The organism is Streptomyces sp. NBC_01276, assembly GCF_041435355.1.
Lineage (GTDB): Bacteria > Actinomycetota > Actinomycetes > Streptomycetales > Streptomycetaceae > Streptomyces.
Window position 1 is genome coordinate 6,399,410 of the sequence record NZ_CP108442.1, and the last position, 15,354, is coordinate 6,414,763.

17 protein-coding genes are annotated in these 15,354 nt (G+C 73.6%); 13 read left to right on the forward strand and 4 right to left on the reverse strand.

Going from position 1 to position 15,354, the window contains the following annotated elements; all coding sequences use genetic code 11:
• Nucleotides 1-60 precede the first annotated feature (60 nt).
• The 6 genes from OG295_RS28865 to OG295_RS28890 all read left to right on the forward strand — a co-directional run bounded on the left by OG295_RS28865 (nt 61) and on the right by OG295_RS28890 (nt 4,794).
• Nucleotides 61-1,434 carry a C39 family peptidase gene (locus OG295_RS28865; RefSeq protein ID WP_371679538.1) on the forward strand — a complete coding sequence of 458 codons (1,374 nt, stop codon included), beginning with the start codon at nt 61-63 and terminating at the stop codon, nt 1,432-1,434.
• 82 nt (nt 1,435-1,516) lie between these two features.
• Nucleotides 1,517-1,948, forward strand: a complete 432-nt coding sequence (locus OG295_RS28870) for an SPW repeat protein (protein ID WP_371679539.1) — start codon at nt 1,517-1,519, stop codon at nt 1,946-1,948.
• A 139-nt stretch (nt 1,949-2,087) separates the two neighbouring features.
• Complete coding sequence (locus OG295_RS28875; protein WP_371679540.1) at nt 2,088-2,246, forward strand: SCO1431 family membrane protein; 159 nt, start codon at nt 2,088-2,090, stop codon at nt 2,244-2,246.
• A gap of 136 nt (nt 2,247-2,382) precedes the next feature.
• Nucleotides 2,383-3,084, forward strand: coding sequence for a TetR/AcrR family transcriptional regulator (locus OG295_RS28880; protein WP_371679541.1), 702 nt, complete (start codon nt 2,383-2,385; stop codon nt 3,082-3,084).
• Between the two features lie 145 nt (nt 3,085-3,229).
• Nucleotides 3,230-4,402 carry an acyl-CoA dehydrogenase family protein gene (locus OG295_RS28885; protein WP_266837746.1) on the forward strand — a complete coding sequence of 391 codons (1,173 nt, stop codon included), beginning with the start codon at nt 3,230-3,232 and terminating at the stop codon, nt 4,400-4,402.
• Nucleotides 4,403-4,413: 11 nt separating this feature from the next.
• Nucleotides 4,414-4,794 carry a GNAT family N-acetyltransferase gene (locus tag OG295_RS28890; RefSeq protein ID WP_371679542.1) on the forward strand — a complete coding sequence of 127 codons (381 nt, stop codon included), beginning with the start codon at nt 4,414-4,416 and terminating at the stop codon, nt 4,792-4,794.
• A gap of 6 nt (nt 4,795-4,800) precedes the next feature.
• On the opposite strand, the gene OG295_RS28895 is transcribed toward OG295_RS28890, so the two are convergent.
• A complete protein-coding gene (locus tag OG295_RS28895; protein ID WP_371679543.1) occupies nt 4,801-5,094 on the reverse strand; it encodes a hypothetical protein in 294 nt (97 codons plus the stop codon).
• 111 nt (nt 5,095-5,205) lie between these two features.
• Between OG295_RS28895 and OG295_RS28900 the strand changes: the two genes are divergently transcribed.
• The 3 genes from OG295_RS28900 (at nt 5,206) to OG295_RS28910 (ending at nt 8,317) form a co-directional block, all read left to right on the forward strand.
• Nucleotides 5,206-5,859, forward strand: a complete 654-nt coding sequence (locus OG295_RS28900) for a hypothetical protein (protein WP_371679544.1) — start codon at nt 5,206-5,208, stop codon at nt 5,857-5,859.
• A gap of 277 nt (nt 5,860-6,136) precedes the next feature.
• A complete protein-coding gene (locus OG295_RS28905; RefSeq protein WP_371681342.1) occupies nt 6,137-7,213 on the forward strand; it encodes a hypothetical protein in 1,077 nt (358 codons plus the stop codon).
• A 12-nt stretch (nt 7,214-7,225) separates the two neighbouring features.
• On the forward strand, nt 7,226-8,317 hold the full coding sequence (locus OG295_RS28910; RefSeq protein ID WP_371679545.1) for a phosphotransferase family protein: 1,092 nt from the start codon (nt 7,226-7,228) through the stop codon (nt 8,315-8,317).
• 8 nt (nt 8,318-8,325) lie between these two features.
• Here the strand turns inward: OG295_RS28910 and OG295_RS28915 are convergent, their stop codons facing one another.
• Nucleotides 8,326-8,766 (reverse strand): hypothetical protein, encoded by a 441-nt coding sequence (locus OG295_RS28915; protein WP_371679546.1) that lies wholly within the window; start codon nt 8,764-8,766, stop codon nt 8,326-8,328.
• A 229-nt stretch (nt 8,767-8,995) separates the two neighbouring features.
• On the opposite strand from OG295_RS28915, the gene OG295_RS28920 reads away from it, so the two are divergent.
• The 4 genes from OG295_RS28920 (at nt 8,996) to fxsA (ending at nt 13,135) form a co-directional block, all read left to right on the forward strand.
• Nucleotides 8,996-9,436: an Lrp/AsnC family transcriptional regulator gene (locus OG295_RS28920; RefSeq protein WP_162793337.1), complete on the forward strand. Its 441-nt coding sequence runs from the start codon at nt 8,996-8,998 to the stop codon at nt 9,434-9,436.
• Between the two features lie 192 nt (nt 9,437-9,628).
• Nucleotides 9,629-11,269, forward strand: coding sequence for an amidohydrolase (locus tag OG295_RS28925; protein WP_266837734.1), 1,641 nt, complete (start codon nt 9,629-9,631; stop codon nt 11,267-11,269).
• A 351-nt stretch (nt 11,270-11,620) separates the two neighbouring features.
• Complete coding sequence (locus OG295_RS28930; protein ID WP_371679547.1) at nt 11,621-12,403, forward strand: polyprenol monophosphomannose synthase; 783 nt, start codon at nt 11,621-11,623, stop codon at nt 12,401-12,403.
• A gap of 129 nt (nt 12,404-12,532) precedes the next feature.
• Nucleotides 12,533-13,135, forward strand: a complete 603-nt coding sequence (fxsA, locus tag OG295_RS28935; RefSeq protein ID WP_371679548.1) for an FxsA family membrane protein — start codon at nt 12,533-12,535, stop codon at nt 13,133-13,135.
• Between the two features lie 89 nt (nt 13,136-13,224).
• On the opposite strand, the gene OG295_RS28940 is transcribed toward fxsA, so the two are convergent.
• Nucleotides 13,225-13,599, reverse strand: coding sequence for an RNA polymerase-binding protein RbpA (locus tag OG295_RS28940; RefSeq protein WP_007262928.1), 375 nt, complete (start codon nt 13,597-13,599; stop codon nt 13,225-13,227).
• A gap of 323 nt (nt 13,600-13,922) precedes the next feature.
• Nucleotides 13,923-15,293, reverse strand: coding sequence for an MFS transporter (locus OG295_RS28945; RefSeq protein ID WP_371679549.1), 1,371 nt, complete (start codon nt 15,291-15,293; stop codon nt 13,923-13,925).
• Nucleotides 15,294-15,354: the final 61 nt, after the last annotated feature.

Genomic DNA, 15,354 nt, shown 5'->3' on the forward strand with positions numbered 1-15,354 from the left:
GCCGGGAACTGGAAGGGTGGACGAGCCGACCCACCGTTCCGACCCCTGGGGGCCACGCAGATGACCGCACCCACCCCGCGCCGGGCCCTCCTGGCCGTCGCCCTCGCCGCCGCCACGGCGGCCACCCTGCCCACGGGCCGCGCCGCCGCCGCGGACCCCCGCCCCGGAGCGGGTCCCCTCCACGGCGGCGGTGCTCCGGGCCGGCCGGTCGACAACCGGTTCTGGTACGCGTACGGGCACTGGCAGGCCGGCACCCACACGGGCACCACGGCCGTCCCGGGCACCCGCCCCGGCCTGGAGATCGCCGCCGCGGCGGGCCGCACCGAGTACACCGACCCCCACACGGGCCGCCGGGCCGACTGGGAGCACGCCACCTGGACCTCTCCGGTGCACCGCTCCACCGTGCCCGCCACGGAGGTCATCGCCTCCTGGAACGCCCACACCCCGGCCGGCACCTGGATCCAGACCGAACTGCGCGGCACCTACACCGACGGCACCGACACCCCCTGGTACGTGATGGGCCGCTGGGCCTCCGGAGACGGCGACATCCGCCGCACCTCCGTCGACGGCCAGACCGACGGCCGCAGCACCGTGTGGACCGACACCCTGGCCGTGGACCACCCCGGCACCGGACCGCGCATCGCCGCCTGGCAGCTGCGCGTCACCCTGTACCGCGAGCCGGGCGCGAGCCGGGGCCCCACGGTCCGGCTGGCCGGGGCCATGGCCTCGGACGTTCCCGACCGCTTCACTGTCCCCGCCTCCACCCCCTCGGGCACCGCCCACGAACTGGAGGTGCCGCGCTACTCGCAGGAGGTCCACGCGGGCCAGTACCCGGAGTACGACAACGGCGGCGAGGCCTGGTGCAGCCCCACGTCCTCGCAGATGACCGTGGAGTTCTGGGGCGGCAGACCCGGCGCGGCCTCCCTGTCCTGGGTCGATCCCGCGTACGCCGACCCCCAGGTCTGCCACGCCGCCCGCTCCACCTACGACGCCGCCTACAAGGGGTGCGGCAACTGGCCCTTCAACGCCGCCTACGCCGCCACCTACCCGGGCCTCGCCGGGGTGGTCACCCGGCTCGGCTCCCTGGCCGACCTGGAGACCCTGGTCCGGGCCGGCATCCCGGTGATCACCTCGCAGTCCTTCCGCGCGGAGGAACTGACCGGCGCGGGCTACGGCACGGCCGGCCACCTCATGACGGTGATCGGCTTCACCGCCGACGGGGACGTGATCGCCAACGACCCGAACTCGGCCGACAACGCCGCCGTCCGCCGGGTCTACCGCCGCCGCGAATGGGAGACCATCTGGCTCCGCACCAAGCGTCACGACGCCGCGGGGAAGACCGTTTCCGGCAGCGGCGGCATCTGCTACCTCTACGGGCCGGCGGCGCCGGGCCGCGACCGGATCGCCGCTCTGAAGGCGGTGGGCGTGCTGTGAAAATCCCGCCGCTCCGCAGGGCTTAACGGGTCGAATCTGGGCATAAGGGCCGTATAAGGCTTCTCATAGGAGGCAGCCCACCATGACCACCCATTCGAGCATCGAACATCACCCGGACCTTGCCGAGATGCGGACTCGGTTCGAGCGGGTGACGAGCACCCCCGCCGCGCAGGCCGTGGAGGCGCTGGCCCTGATCACGGGCCTGTACCTGGCGGCCTCGCCGTGGATCGCCGGGTTCAGCGTGCTGGGCCCGCTCGCCGTCAACAACCTGATAGCCGGTCTCGCCTTCTGCCTGTGCATGGGCGGGCTGGGATCGGCGTACGAGCGCACGCACGCGATGGCCTGGACGGCCGTGGCGATCGGCGCCTGGACGATCGTGGCCCCCTGGGTCATCGCCGGACCGATGAACGTCCACCGCAGCATCGTCAGCAACGTGATCACCGGCGCGATCGCGCTCTGCCTCGGTCTGGCCATGATGGCCATGGCCGGTGACCGGCGCACCCGCGACACCTGACCGCAGGCGCCCCGCGCGCCGCCGGGCCCCGGGACCGCTCCGCACCGAGGAGGGTTCCGGGGCCCGGCGGTGTGACGCGCGCCACCGGTGACCCTCGTCATCTACCGCGAATGCCGCGAACGCTGGCACATTGGACGGCATGACCGCACACACCGCCGCCCTCTCCGCCCGCGCACGGGCCCGCAGCCTCGTCGGCACCGGGGGACCCGGGGAAGGCTCCTCCTGGCTGGAGCACGTGCTCGGCTGGATCCTCGTGGTCGTCGTGGCCATGCTCGTCACCCGCCTCGGCTGGTTCTGACCGCCCGCACCGCCCGCGCCGCCCGCGCCACCCGCCCCGCCCGCCGCCGCCGTCCTCGGCGGCGGTCCGCCCCGGAAGCCCGCCGGGCGGCTCTGCCATACTGCGATCCTGTGGCAGTTCGAGGGTGGGGCCGGATTTGAACAATAGTCAACAGCGTGGTGCCACCGGCCGTTCGCAGGTCCGCAGGGCCGAACTCATAGCGATCGGGCGGAAGTTGTTCGCCGACACCTCGTACGACGCCCTCTCCGTGGACGACATCGCCCAGCAGGCGGGCGTCGCCAAGGGGCTGATCTACTACTACTTCAAGAGCAAGCGCGGCTACTACCTCGCGATCGTCGAGGACTCGGTCGCCGAACTCGTCGCCCGCGCCACCGGCGAGCCGGACCTGCCGGGCGCCGAGCGGGTCCGCCGCACGATCGACGGCTACCTCCACTACGCCGAGCACCACCACGCCGCCTACCGGACCATCGTCACCGGCGGGGTCGGTTCCGACGCCGAGGTGCTGGCCATCCGGGACGGGGTCCGCGAGGAGCTCGTGGCCGCGATCGCCGAGGGCGCGTACGGGCGCAGCACGGTGCCGCCGCTCGCCCGCCTCGCCCTGGTCGGCTGGCTCTCCGGGGTGGAGGGCGCCACCCTCGACTGGATCGGCTCCGCCGGCGCCGACGGGCGGCCCGAGCCGCCGGCGCTCGCCGCGCTGCTGGTGCGCCAGCTGCGCGCGACCCTGACGGTGATCGAGGAGTTCGTCCCGGAGTGCACCGCGCCTCCGGTGGCCTCCGACGGGCCCACGAGCCCGCCGGACGATCATCGCGATCGGGTACCGGTGACGGAAAGCGCCTGATCGGGCATACTCAACCCGCCGCAGCCTCTGATCGAGCCCTACCGTGATCCGGGAGGGCAGCATCGGCTGTGAGTACCGAGACCCGGCGGCGCGTCCCACACCTCACGCGTCGTCGCCGTGCCCGACGAGGGAGGAGAGCGCCGCCATGACCGACCGCGCCCCGCAGCCGGTGGACCGTCAGCTGCCCACCGAGGAGTCCCGGGACCTCCTCATGCTCGTACGCGAGATCGCCCAGCGCGAGATCCGTCCCCGGGCCGCCGACGAGGAGGAGACCGGCCGGTTCCCCCGCGAGGTCTTCACCCTGCTGTCGGAGTCCGGCCTGCTGGGACTTCCCTACGCGGGAGAGTCCGGCGGCGGTGACCAGCCCTACGAGGTCTACCTCCAGGTTCTGGAGGAGCTCGCGGCCGCCCGCCTGACCGTCGGGCTCGGCGTCAGCGTGCACTCGCTGGCCTGCCACGGCCTGGCCGCGTACGGCACCAAGGAGCAGCAGGCCGCCCACCTGCCCGACATGCTCGGCGGCGGGCTGCTCGGCGCGTACTGCCTGTCCGAGCCGGCGGCCGGCTCGGACGCCGCCTCGCTGACCACCAAGGCGGTCCGTGACGGCGACGACTGGCTGATCACCGGCACCAAGGCCTGGATCACCCACGGCGGGGTCGCCGACTTCTACACCGTCCTCGCGCGCACCGGGGCCCCGGGCGCCAAGGGGATCACCGCCTTCCTCGTCCCGGGCGACGCCCCGGGGCTGACGGCCGCGGTCCCCGAGAAGAAGATGGGCATGAAGGGCTCGCCCACCGCCCAGCTGCACTTCGACGGCGTGCGCGTCCCCGACACCCGGCGCATCGGCGAGGAGGGCCAGGGCTTCACCATCGCCCTCGCCGCCCTCGACGCCGGCCGGCTCGGGATCGCGGCCTGCGCGATAGGAGTGGCCCAGGCGGCCCTCGACGAGGCCCTCGCCTATGCCCTCGGCCGCAAGCAGTTCGGCCACCCGATCGCCGACTTCCAGGGCCTGCGCTTCATGCTGGCCGACATGGCCACCAAGATCGAGGCGGGCCGGGCGCTGTACCTCGCGGCGGCGCGGCTGCGGGACGCGGGCAAGCCGTTCTCCCGGCAGGCGGCGATGGCCAAGCTGTTCTGCACGGACGCGGCCATGGCCGTCACCACGGACGCGGTGCAGGTGCTCGGCGGATACGGCTACACGGCGGACTTCCCGGTGGAGCGTCTCATGCGCGAGGCGAAGGTGCTCCAGATCGTGGAGGGCACCAACCAGATCCAGCGCATGGTCATCGCCCGCCACCTGGCCGGCCCCGAGAGCCGTTGAACGGCCCCGGCGTGGAGTTCCTCGTCCGCCCGGTCCTGACCGACGCCGAGCTGAACGGCCTGTTCGCCGACGCCTGGCCGGGACACCGGACCGTGTCCTTCGCGCCGGTGCTGGAACGCAGCCTGGCCTGGGTCGCCGCCCGTGAGGACGGCCGCCTGGTCGGCTACGTCAACGTCGCCTGGGACGGAGGCGTGCACGCCTTCGTCCTCGACACCACGGTGCACCCGGACCTGCGGCGGTCCGGGCTCGGGGTCCGGCTGGTGCGGGCGGCCGCCGACGCGGCGCGGGAGCGCGGCGCGCAGTGGCTGCACGTCGACTACGAACCGCACCTCGAACCCTTCTACGCGGCCTGCGGCTTCCGCCCGACCGCGGCGGGGCTGCTGGCGCTCTGAGCCCGCTCAGGGGCTGCCGTAGAGGGGGCCGTTCGGCCAGATGGGGGAGGAGGCGATCCGGGACCACTCCGGATCGCGCCGCCCCGGCAGCGTCCGGCCGTCGGCGGCCCAGCGCGCGAGCAGGGCGCCGTAGATCGGCGGGTCGGGATGCCGCTGCCGCGGGGGCTGCTGCCGCTCCGTCGTCCGCTCGGAGGGCCGACCAGCCGGCCGGTCGAACTGCTGAACCGATTCTTCGGCGCCGGAGGGAGCGGGGCGCCGCCGGCGCCCCACTCTCGACGCGGGCGTCTCCACAGTGGTCATGCACGGCCAACGCGGGACCGGGAGCGCGAGTAACCCTCTCCCGCCCGCGCCCATCCGTTCGACCCTTCCCACGGCCTGCGGGATCCCGCGCGTGTCGGAGAGCATGTCCTGATGCGTACACAACACGTCGTACCCGTCGCCCTGGCCGCCACCGCGCTCCTCGCCGTCACCGGCTGTCAGGGCGCGGAGCCCGCCGTGGTGGGGCCCGTGGCCACCGGCTCCGTCACGGGCCGGCCCGTCACCCCGCCCGCCACGGCCGGTGCTTCCGCTCCCGCTGCCGCCCCCGCGAAGGCGGGCGCCCTGCCCGATTTCGTGGGCAAGGGCCTCCAGGCCGCCCAGGACGAGGCGCAGGCGGCCGGCTTCCTCCACCTGACCTCGCACGACAGCCTCGGCCGACAGCGGTCCCAGGTCTTCGACCGAGACTGGAAGGTCTGCTTCCAGACTCCCGCCCCGGGCCCCGCGGCCGCCGATGCCAGGGTCGACTTCGGCGCGGTGCAGCTGGAGGACAGCTGCCCGGCCTCGGACACCGGCCCCGAGCCGGAGGTCAGCGGCGCGATGCCGGAGTTCGCCGGCAAGTCCGTCAAGGCCGTCCGCGCCGCCCTGCCGTCCGGCACGAGCCTCACGGTCAAGGACGGCAGGGAGGGCAGGATGGTCCTCCAGGAGTCGAACTGGCAGGTGTGCGCCCAGCTCCCGAAGGCCGGCACCCCGCTGAACGGCCGGCCGGTGGAGCTGATCGTGGTGAAGTTCGGCGAGACCTGCCTCTGATCCCCTGCCCCCTGCCCCCTGCCCCCTGCCCCCTGCCCCCCGCCCCTGCCCCCCCGGCCCCGGGGCGGGGGTGGAGCCGGCCGCGCCCCGGGGCCCGTGGCGTGGCCCGGCGTGCCGGACTGTCAGGATGTGCCACAACCCTGGTCGCACAGCTGGTTTCTGACGTACCGTCATATTCGCTCAGCCGCCGCCCACCCCTGTGCCCAGGAGGTTTGCCGTGCCCGCGGACCGCCCCGTCCCCCTCGACGAATACCCCATCCACCAGGCCCCCCTGTCGATGAAGCACCTCGTCACCGGCGACCGCAACGCCTACGACCGCTGCATCTTCCACGTCTTCGACCACGCCGGCCGCGCCGTCCTCATCCTCGGCCTCGGCGTCTACCCCAACACCGGGGTCATCGACGCCTACGCCACCCTCCGCCTCGGCGGCGAACTCCTCGCCGTACGCGCCTCCGACGCCCTCACCGACGACCGGATGAACCTCTCCGTCGGACCTCTGTCGATCACCGTCGACGCCCCCCTCCGCCGGCTCACCCTGCGCTGCGACCCCGACCCCGAAGACCCCCACGGGCTCTCGTACGACCTCACCTGGACCGCGGCCTTCCCCGCCGTCTGGGAACCCCACCACATCCAGCGCCGAGGCGACCGCCTCATGCTGGAGGGCCGCCGCTTCGTCCAGGCCGGCCAGGTCACCGGCACCCTCCGCGCCAGGGGGGAGGAGTTCACCCTCACCCCCGGCGAATGGACCGGAACCCGCGACCGCAGCTGGGGCGTGCGCCCCATCCCCGGCGAGGACGGCGGCCGGGCCGCCGAGGAACACCGCCCCGAGGGCTTCCACTGGCTCTGGATCCCCGTCCGCTTCGAGGACCGCTTCCTCATGGTCATCGCCCAGGAGGACGCCGACGGCCACCGCACCCTGAACGAGGCCGTCCAGGTCTTCCCCGAGGACAGCGGCCGCCACGACGTCCAGCTCGGCTGGCCCCACACGGAGATCCGCTACCGGCCCGGCACCCGCCACCCCCAGAGCGCGGTCGTCCACCTCACCGACCCCTCCCGCAAGCCCCTGGAACTCGGCGTCGAGATCCTCGCCTCGTCCCCGCTCGCCGTCGGCGCCGGCTACCCGCCCGCCGCCGACTGGCAGCACGGCAGCTGGCAGGGCCGCGGCTGGACCGACCGCCGCGTCTACGACCTCACCGACCCCGCCGCCCACCCCATGGCCGCCTTCGGGGTCACCGACCACGCGGCCCGCTTCACCCTGGAGGGCCGCACCGGATTCGGCATCTTCGAACACGGCAGCTTCGGCCGCCACGACCCCAGCGGCTTCGCCGACTACTCCTCCGTCGCCCCGCACTGAAGGAGCCCGCCCATGGCCACGGCACCACGCCCGCGCACCTCCACCCGCGAACCCGCGGAACTCGGCCGCCGCCTCGCGTCCTGGCTCGACCGCCACCTGCCCGGAGCGGAGGTGGCCCACGCCTCCGTCCCCGCCTCCAACGGCATGTCCAGCGAGACCCTGCTCTTCGACATCGAGCACCCGGACGCGCCCGTCCGCGGCTGTGCCCTGCGGCTGGCCGCGGACCCCGCCGCCTACACCGTCTTCCCCTCCTACGACATGCCGCGCCAGCACTGCGTCATGAGCCTGGTCGCCGCGCACACCGACCTGCCCGTACCGCGCGTGCTGTGGCTGGAGGAGGACCCGGCCCCGCTCGGGGCACCGTTCTTCGTCATGGCCCGCGCCGAGGGGCGCGTACCGCCCGACGTCATGCCCTACACCTACGAGGGGAGCTGGCTGCACGCCGCCACCGACGCCGAACGCGCCGCCCTCCAGGACGCCAGCGTCTCCCTGCTGGCCCGGCTCCACGACCAGTTCCCCGCCGAGGAGGCGGAGTTCCTGCTCCCGGCCGGCGAGGGCAGCCCGCTGCGCCGCCACGTCGACGCCCAGCGCGCCTATTACGCCTGGGTCGTGTCCGGACTGTCCCGTTCACCCCTGCTGGAACGCGCCTTCGACCGGCTGGAGGAACTCTGGCCGGCCGACGAGGGCGAACCCGTCCTGAACTGGGGCGACGCCCGCATCGGCAACGTCGTCTACGACGGCTTCGAGCCGGTCGCGGTCCTCGACTGGGAAATGGCCGCCTACGCCCCCCGCGAGGTCGACCTGGGCTGGACCGTCTACCTGCACCGCTTCTTCCAGGACCTGACCGTCGGCTTCGGCCAGAGCGGACTGCCGGACTTCCTGCGCCGCGAAGACCTGGAACGCCGGTACGCGGAACTCACCGGGCACACCCCGCTGGACATGGAGTTCCACACCCTCTACGCCGCCCTGCGGCACGGGATCGTCATGCTGCGCATCGCCTACCGGCAGGCGCACTTCGGGGAGGTCGAGGTCCCCGCCGATCCGGACGGCCTGATCCTGCACCACGGCAGCCTCGCCGCCATGGTGCAGGGCACCTACTGGTAGCCGGTGTCTCAGGCGGCCTGCGCGTGCTGGCGCATCTGCGGCAGCGGGGCCGCCACCGCCCGGACGGGACGCGAGCCCGGACCGCCGACGTGCGAGAAGGGCTGCGTCCGCCAGTCGAGACCCTGGGGCAGGTCGAAGTGGACCACTTCGAGCTCCGTCCCCTCGGGCTGGAGCACGCCCACCGTCGGCAGCGCGTCCGCGACCGGCCGGCCGGTGCCGGCGCACACCGTGAGCCCGAACGGGTTCCACGGGCTCAGGCACAGCGCGTGCTGCGGCAGGTGCTCCTCGTCCGCGACGAGTGCGATCGACTGCCCGCAGTCGGGGCAGATCGCGTGGTGGATCTCGAACCCCTCCGCTTCGTCGAGGTACTCCTCGTCGTCCGCGTACGCGGTCTCGATCAGTTCCAGGGGCTCCGGTTCGGTGCGACCGGCGCGCTTGGTGTTCAGCATGGATGTACTCCCCCTTGGGTGGGCCGGGCGGGCAGGTTCTTCGGCCACGGCCACACCAAGCACTTCCCGCCGCGCGGCACGAGTAACCACGACGGCCCGCCGTACGCCCGTCCACCCCTGTGGCTTTGGTCACATGCCCGGTGCAGGTGCCGGTTCTGCGGGCACTTCGGCGTGGACACCGCTGTGCCTGGAGCGGCTCTGGGCAATAGGTTGAGCGGCTATGAGCGCAATGGAGGAGCTGGACCGCCAGATCGTGGATCTGCTGGTGCGGGACGGGCGGATGAGCTACACGGACCTGGGCAAGGCCACGGGACTGTCCACATCGGCCGTCCACCAGCGGGTACGCCGCCTGGAGCAGCGCGGAGTGATCCGCGGCTACGCGGCCGTGGTCGACCCCGAGGCCGTCGGGCTGCCCCTGACCGCCTTCATCTCGGTCAAGCCGTTCGACCCCAGCGCCCCCGACGACATCGCCGAGCGGCTGGCCGGGGTACCCGAGATCGAGGCCTGCCACAGCGTCGCCGGAGACGAGAACTACATCCTGAAGGTACGGGTGGCCACGCCCCTCGAACTGGAGGACCTGCTGGGCCGCCTGCGCGCCCTGGCCCACGTCTCGACCCGCACGACCGTGGTCCTCTCCACCCCCTACGAGGCGCGCCCTCCGCGCATCTGACCTCCTGACGCGCCGCTCGCGCGGCTCGGCCGCGGGCCGGCCTCCCCGGCTTCACGCCGCTGCGCCGGACTCCGTCCGGCGGCTTCCCGGAGCGTCCGGCGGCGTGGGGAGCGGCGCCCGCGGCCGACCCGCGGCCGACCCGCGGCCGACCCGCGTCCGGGCGCGGCGGCCGCAGGGGCGAGACTAGGGCCCATGACCGACCGCACCGCCCGCTCCGCCGACGCCGCCGGAGCCCCCGAGGCCGCCCCCGCCCGTACCGTCCTGCTGCGCGGGGGAGAGGTGCACAGCCCCGCCGACCCCTTCGCCACCGCGATGGTCGTCGAACGCGGGCACGTCGCCTGGGTCGGCTCCGAAGGGGCCGCCGACGCCTTCGCCCGGGGCGTGGACGAGGTCGTCGACCTGGACGGGGCCCTCGTCACCCCGGCCTTCACCGACGCCCACGTCCACACCACCTCCGCCGGCCTCGCCCTCACCGGCCTGGACCTGACCGGTGCCCGCACCCTGTCCGAGGCGCTGGGGCTGGTCCGCGCGTACGCCGCCCGGCGTCCCGCCGACCGGGTGCTCCTGGGCCACGGCTGGGACGCGGCCCGCTGGCCCGAGCGGCGGGCCCCGCGCCGGGCCGAACTGGACGAGGCCGCCGGGGGGCGGCCGCTCTACCTCAGCCGCGTCGACGTCCACTCCGCCGTGGTCACCACCGCCCTCCTGGACCTCGTCCCCGCCGTCCGCGCGCGCGGCGACGAGCCGCTCACCCGGGACGACCACCACGCCGTGCGGCGGGCCGCCTTCGACGCCGTCACCCCCGCCCAGCGCGCCGAGGCCCAGCGGGCCGCACTGGACCGGGCCGCCTCCCTCGGCATCGGCTCCGTGCACGAGTGCGGCGGGCCGGACATCTCCTCCGCCGAGGACTTCACCGCCCTGCTCGACCTGGCCGGGCAGCGCCCCGGACCGCGCGTCTTCGGCTACTGGGCGGACCGGGACCTCGGCCTGGCCCGGGAACTCGGCGCGGTCGGCGCCGCGGGCGACCTCTTCGTGGACGGCGCGCTCGGCTCGCACACCGCCTGCCTGCACGCCCCGTACGCCGACGCGGCCCACACCGGGACCGAGTACCTGGACGCGCGGGCCGTCGCCGAGCACGTGGCCGGCTGCACCGAGGCGGGGCTCCAGGCCGGGTTCCACGCCATCGGGGACGCCGCCGTCTCCGCCGTCGTCGAAGGGGTCCGGGCCGCCGCCGGGAAGGTCGGCCTCGAACGGGTCAGGGCCGCCCGGCACCGCGTCGAGCACGCCGAGATGATGACCCCGGACACCATCGCCGCCTTCGCGGAGCTGGGTCTGACCGCCTCCGTGCAGCCCGCCTTCGACGCCGCCTGGGGCGGGGACGAGGGCATGTACGCGGACCGCCTCGGCGTCGAGCGCGCCCGCACCCTCAACCCGTACGCCGCCATGCTCAAGGCCGGGGTCGCGCTGGCCTTCGGCTCCGACGCGCCCGTCACCCCGCTCGACCCCTGGGGCACCGTCCGCGCGGCAGCCTTCCACCGCACCCCCGGGCACCGGATCTCCGTACGGGCGGCCTTCGCCGCCCACACCAGGGGCGGCTGGCGGGCCCTGGGCCGGGACGACGCGGGCACCCTCGTGCCCGGCGCCCCCGCCGACTACGCCGTCTGGCAGACCGGGGAACTCGTGGTCCAGGCCCCCGACGACCGGGTCGCCCGCTGGTCCACCGACCCGCGCTCCGGCACGCCCGGACTGCCCGATCTGAGCCCCGGCCGCGAGCTGCCGGTGTGCCTGGCGACGGTGGTCGGCGGCCGGGAGGTATTCGTACGGCCACAGGGGTGATCCCCCCGGCCTCGGCTCGGTACGGGCGGCCGGACCCGGATAGGTTCGGCCGGGTCCACCACAGGACGTCCGGGCCGGCCGGATCCGGCTCACCGCACCCGCGCCTCGGGGGCGAGGGAAGGTTTCCCCGGGATGGGGGGCCGGACGGCGGTCCCGTACTCCGCCGGAGCTCGGGAGAGGGTGGTCCCGGATCGGGGCCCGGCTGTCCAGTAGACAACGGTCACGGCGGCCCGCAGCCAGCGGGAGCCGGTCCGGCCCGAAGGACCGCCGGCCCCGATCGCTGTTCTAAAATCGTCCTGCTGTGACGGGACGGACGAGGCCGACCGGTCGAGGAACACGCAAGGGGACCCAGTGAGCGACGGCGGACAGCGGACCTACGGACCGCTCGGCACCACGCTGGTGATCATTCCGACGTACAACGAGGCCGAGAACATCGGCCTGATCGTCGGCCGGGTGCGCGCCGCCGTGCCCGGGGCCCACATCCTCGTCGCCGACGACAACAGCCCCGACGGCACGGGCAAGCTCGCCGACGAGCTGGCCGCCGCCGACGACCACGTGCACGTCATGCACCGCAAGGGCAAGGAGGGCCTCGGCGCCGCCTACCTCGCGGGCTTCGCCTGGGGCCTGGAGCACGGCTACGGGGTCCTCGTCGAGATGGACGCCGACGGCTCGCACCGGCCCGAGGAACTGCCCCGCCTGCTCACCGCCCTGACCGGCGCCGACCTCGTGCTCGGCTCCCGCTGGGTGCCGGGCGGCCGGGTCGTGAACTGGCCCAAGAGCCGCGAGTTCCTCTCGCGCGGCGGCTCCACCTACTCCCGCCTGATGCTGGGCGTTCCGATCCGCGACGTCACCGGCGGCTACCGCGCCTTCCGCCGCGAGACCCTGGAGGGCCTGGGCCTGGACGAGGTGGCCTCGGCCGGGTACTGCTTCCAGGTCGACCTGGCCCGCCGGGCCGTCCGCAAGGGCTTCCGCGTGGTGGAGGTGCCCATCACCTTCGTGGAGCGCGAGCTCGGCGACAGCAAGATGAGCAAGGACATCGTGGTCGAGGCTCTGTGGCGGGTCACCCAGTGGGGCGTCCGGGAACGCGCCGCCAGGCTCACCGGCAAGCGCCCCGTCCGGCCCGCCGGGCGCTGACCGGCCGGGCACCGAACCGCCGGGCAGGCCGCCGGGCACCGACCCGCCGGGCACCCCGGGACCCCCTAGGGGATGTCCGGTACCTCCGACTGAGGCCGCTTTTAACCCGGACCGGGCACACTGGACGGTATGACGACCGGCACTGGTTCTTTGAGGACCGGCACATCTACGGCCCCCCGACGGCGCTCACCCGCCCGTACCTTCGTTCCCCTGGCGGTAGCCGCCTGGCTCATCCTGGAGATCTGGCTGCTCGGCCTGGTCGCGGGAGCGGCCGGCGGGGTGACCGTCGCCGCGTTGCTCGCGGGCGGGCTGGTGCTCGGCGTGGTGGTCATCAAGCGCGCCGGGCGGCGGGCCTTCAAGAACCTCACCGAGACCTTCCAGCAGGCCCAGGCGCAGGCGATGGCCGGCGAGGTACCGACCCCGCAGACGCCCAAGGGCTCGGGCAACGGCCTGATGATGCTGGCCGGGCTGCTCCTGATCGTGCCCGGCCTGCTCTCCGACGTGGCCGGCCTGCTCCTGCTGCTGCCGCCCGTACGCACCTTCGTGGCCCGCAGGGCCGGGCGCAGCCTGGAGCGCAGGATGGCCGCGGCCACCCCCGGCGGCTTCGGCGACGCCTTCACGCAGGCCCGGATCCACTACCCCGACGGCAAGGTCGTCCAGGGCGAGGTCATCCGGGAGGACCGGCCCTCGGGCGGCCCGGACACCGACCGGCGACCGCCGCTCACCCCGTGACGGGAGTGACCTGGAACACGCAATAAGCCGAGGGGCCCCGCCACTGATGTGGCGGGGCCCCTCGGCTTATTGCGTGTTCCAGTCCCCGGCTAGGCGGACTTGCGGCTGTCCCGCGGATGCACGGCAATGTTCATGGCGCCGGAACGCAGGACCGCCAGCCTTTCGGCCAGCACTTCCTCCAGCTCCTCGCGGGTGCGTCGCTCCATGAGCATGTCCCAGTGCGTTCGCGCAGGCTTGCCCTTCTTCTCTTCGGGCCCGTCCCCGTCCACCAGGAGTGCCATGGCGCCGCACGCCTTGCACTCCCACTCCGGCGGAATTTCTGCCTCTACCGAGAACGGCATCTCAAATCGATGTCCGTTCTGGCATGCGTACTCCACCGCCTGGCGCGGGGCCAGATCGATGCCGCGGTCCGTCTCGTAGCTGGTAACCACGAGCCGCGTACCGCGGAGAGCTCGCTCACTCATGAATCGTGCCTCCCGGGCTTGTCGCCCACAGGACAGGTGTCGCTGTCGTCGTCATCCGGTCAACGTCCGGTCGGCGGTATAGATTCCCGCTCCGGGTCATGCGTCGCCCGTCGTGCCGCCCCTTGTTGTACCCACCAATGCCCGTTTTGTCACATCTGGCAGCAGATGTCACCCAACGTCCACGCTTTGCGCGTGCGCAGTAACGGTCCGCCTGGCAGGCCAAAGGCGTACACTACCGGCCCTTTGCTTCAACGTCGAAATTCGTTCGGAATTCGTTCGTGGGTCCGGGGCCCTCCGGGGCCGGATCCGGCCCCGGAGCGCGCTCAGACGCGCAGGGGAACAGGATTCCCCGCCGCCTCCACCGCGCGCCGCACCGGCACCCGCGCGAGCAGCACGAAACCCAGTGCGAAGAAGACCGCCAACGAGATGATCGCGTCCCGGTAGCTGCCGGTGAGCTGGTACGTCAGGCCGAAGACCAGGGGTCCCACCCAGCTCAGCCCGCGGTCGCTCATCTCGTAGGCGGAGAAGTACTCGGCCTCCTTGCCCGCCGGCACCAGGTGCGAGAACAGGGAGCGCGACAGCGCCTGACTGCCGCCCAGCACCAGCCCGATCATCGCGGCGAGGGCGAAGAACCACACCGGCGTCCGGGCCGGCAGGAAGTATCCCGCCGCGAGCGTGAGGGCCCAGGCGGCCAGCGAGCCGAGGATCGTCCGCTTCGCCCCGTACGAGACGGCCAGCCGGCCCATCGCCAGCGCGCCGGCCACCGCCAGCACCTGGACCAGCAGCACCGCCACGATCAGCGTGGACTGCTCCAGCTCCAGCTCCTCCGAGCCGTACACCGACGCCTGGGAGATCACGGTCTGCACGCCGTCGTTGTAGATCAGGTACGCCAGCAGGAAGGACAGCGTCAGCGGATAGCGCCGCATGTCCTTCAAGGTCGTCACCAGCTGCCTCCACCCGCTGACGGCCGGACCCGCGCCCGTCTCCCGCACCACCGTCCGGTCCCGGAGCCGGCGCAGCGGGATCACCGTGAAGGCGCCCCACCACAGCCCCGCGGACGCCAGGCAGATCCGGACGGCCGTGCCCTCGGAGAGCCCGAAGGAGTCGTGGCCCTGGAACAGCACCAGGTTCAGCACCAGCACCAGCGCGCCCGAGGTGTAGCCGAAGGCCCAGCCGCGCGAGGAGACGGTGTCCCGCTCGTCCGGGGTGGAGATCTGCGGCAGATAGGCGTTGTAGAGCACCATCGACAGCGAGAGCGAGGCGTTCGCCACGACCAGCAGCAGCCCGCCCAGCAGGTAGCGGTCGCCGCCGAGGAAGAACATCCCGGCCGTCGCCGTGGCCCCCGTGTACGCGGCCGCCGCCAGCAGCGGCTTCTTGCGGCCCGTCCGGTCCGCCACGGCCCCGACGAGCGGCATGATCAGCACCGCCACGATCACCGAGGCCGACACGGCGTAGGCGAAGTAGGCCCCGGCCCGGACCGGGATCCCCAGTGGGTGGACGTAGCCCTCGGCGTCCGCCGCGGCCTTGGCCACGGCGGTCAGGTACGGACCGAGGAACACCGTGAGCACGCTCGTCGAGTACACCGAGCAGGCGAAGTCGTAGAAGTACCAGCCGTGCTGTTCCCGCCGGCGCGCGGCGGCGGCTCTGCCGTCGTCCTCGCCGGATTCCGCTTGCGTTTCCGTCCGCTCGGTCATGAGCGCCCCCTCGCTGGTCCCCGTACGCGTCGGCCGCCGCACCGTACGCGGCGGCCCGCGG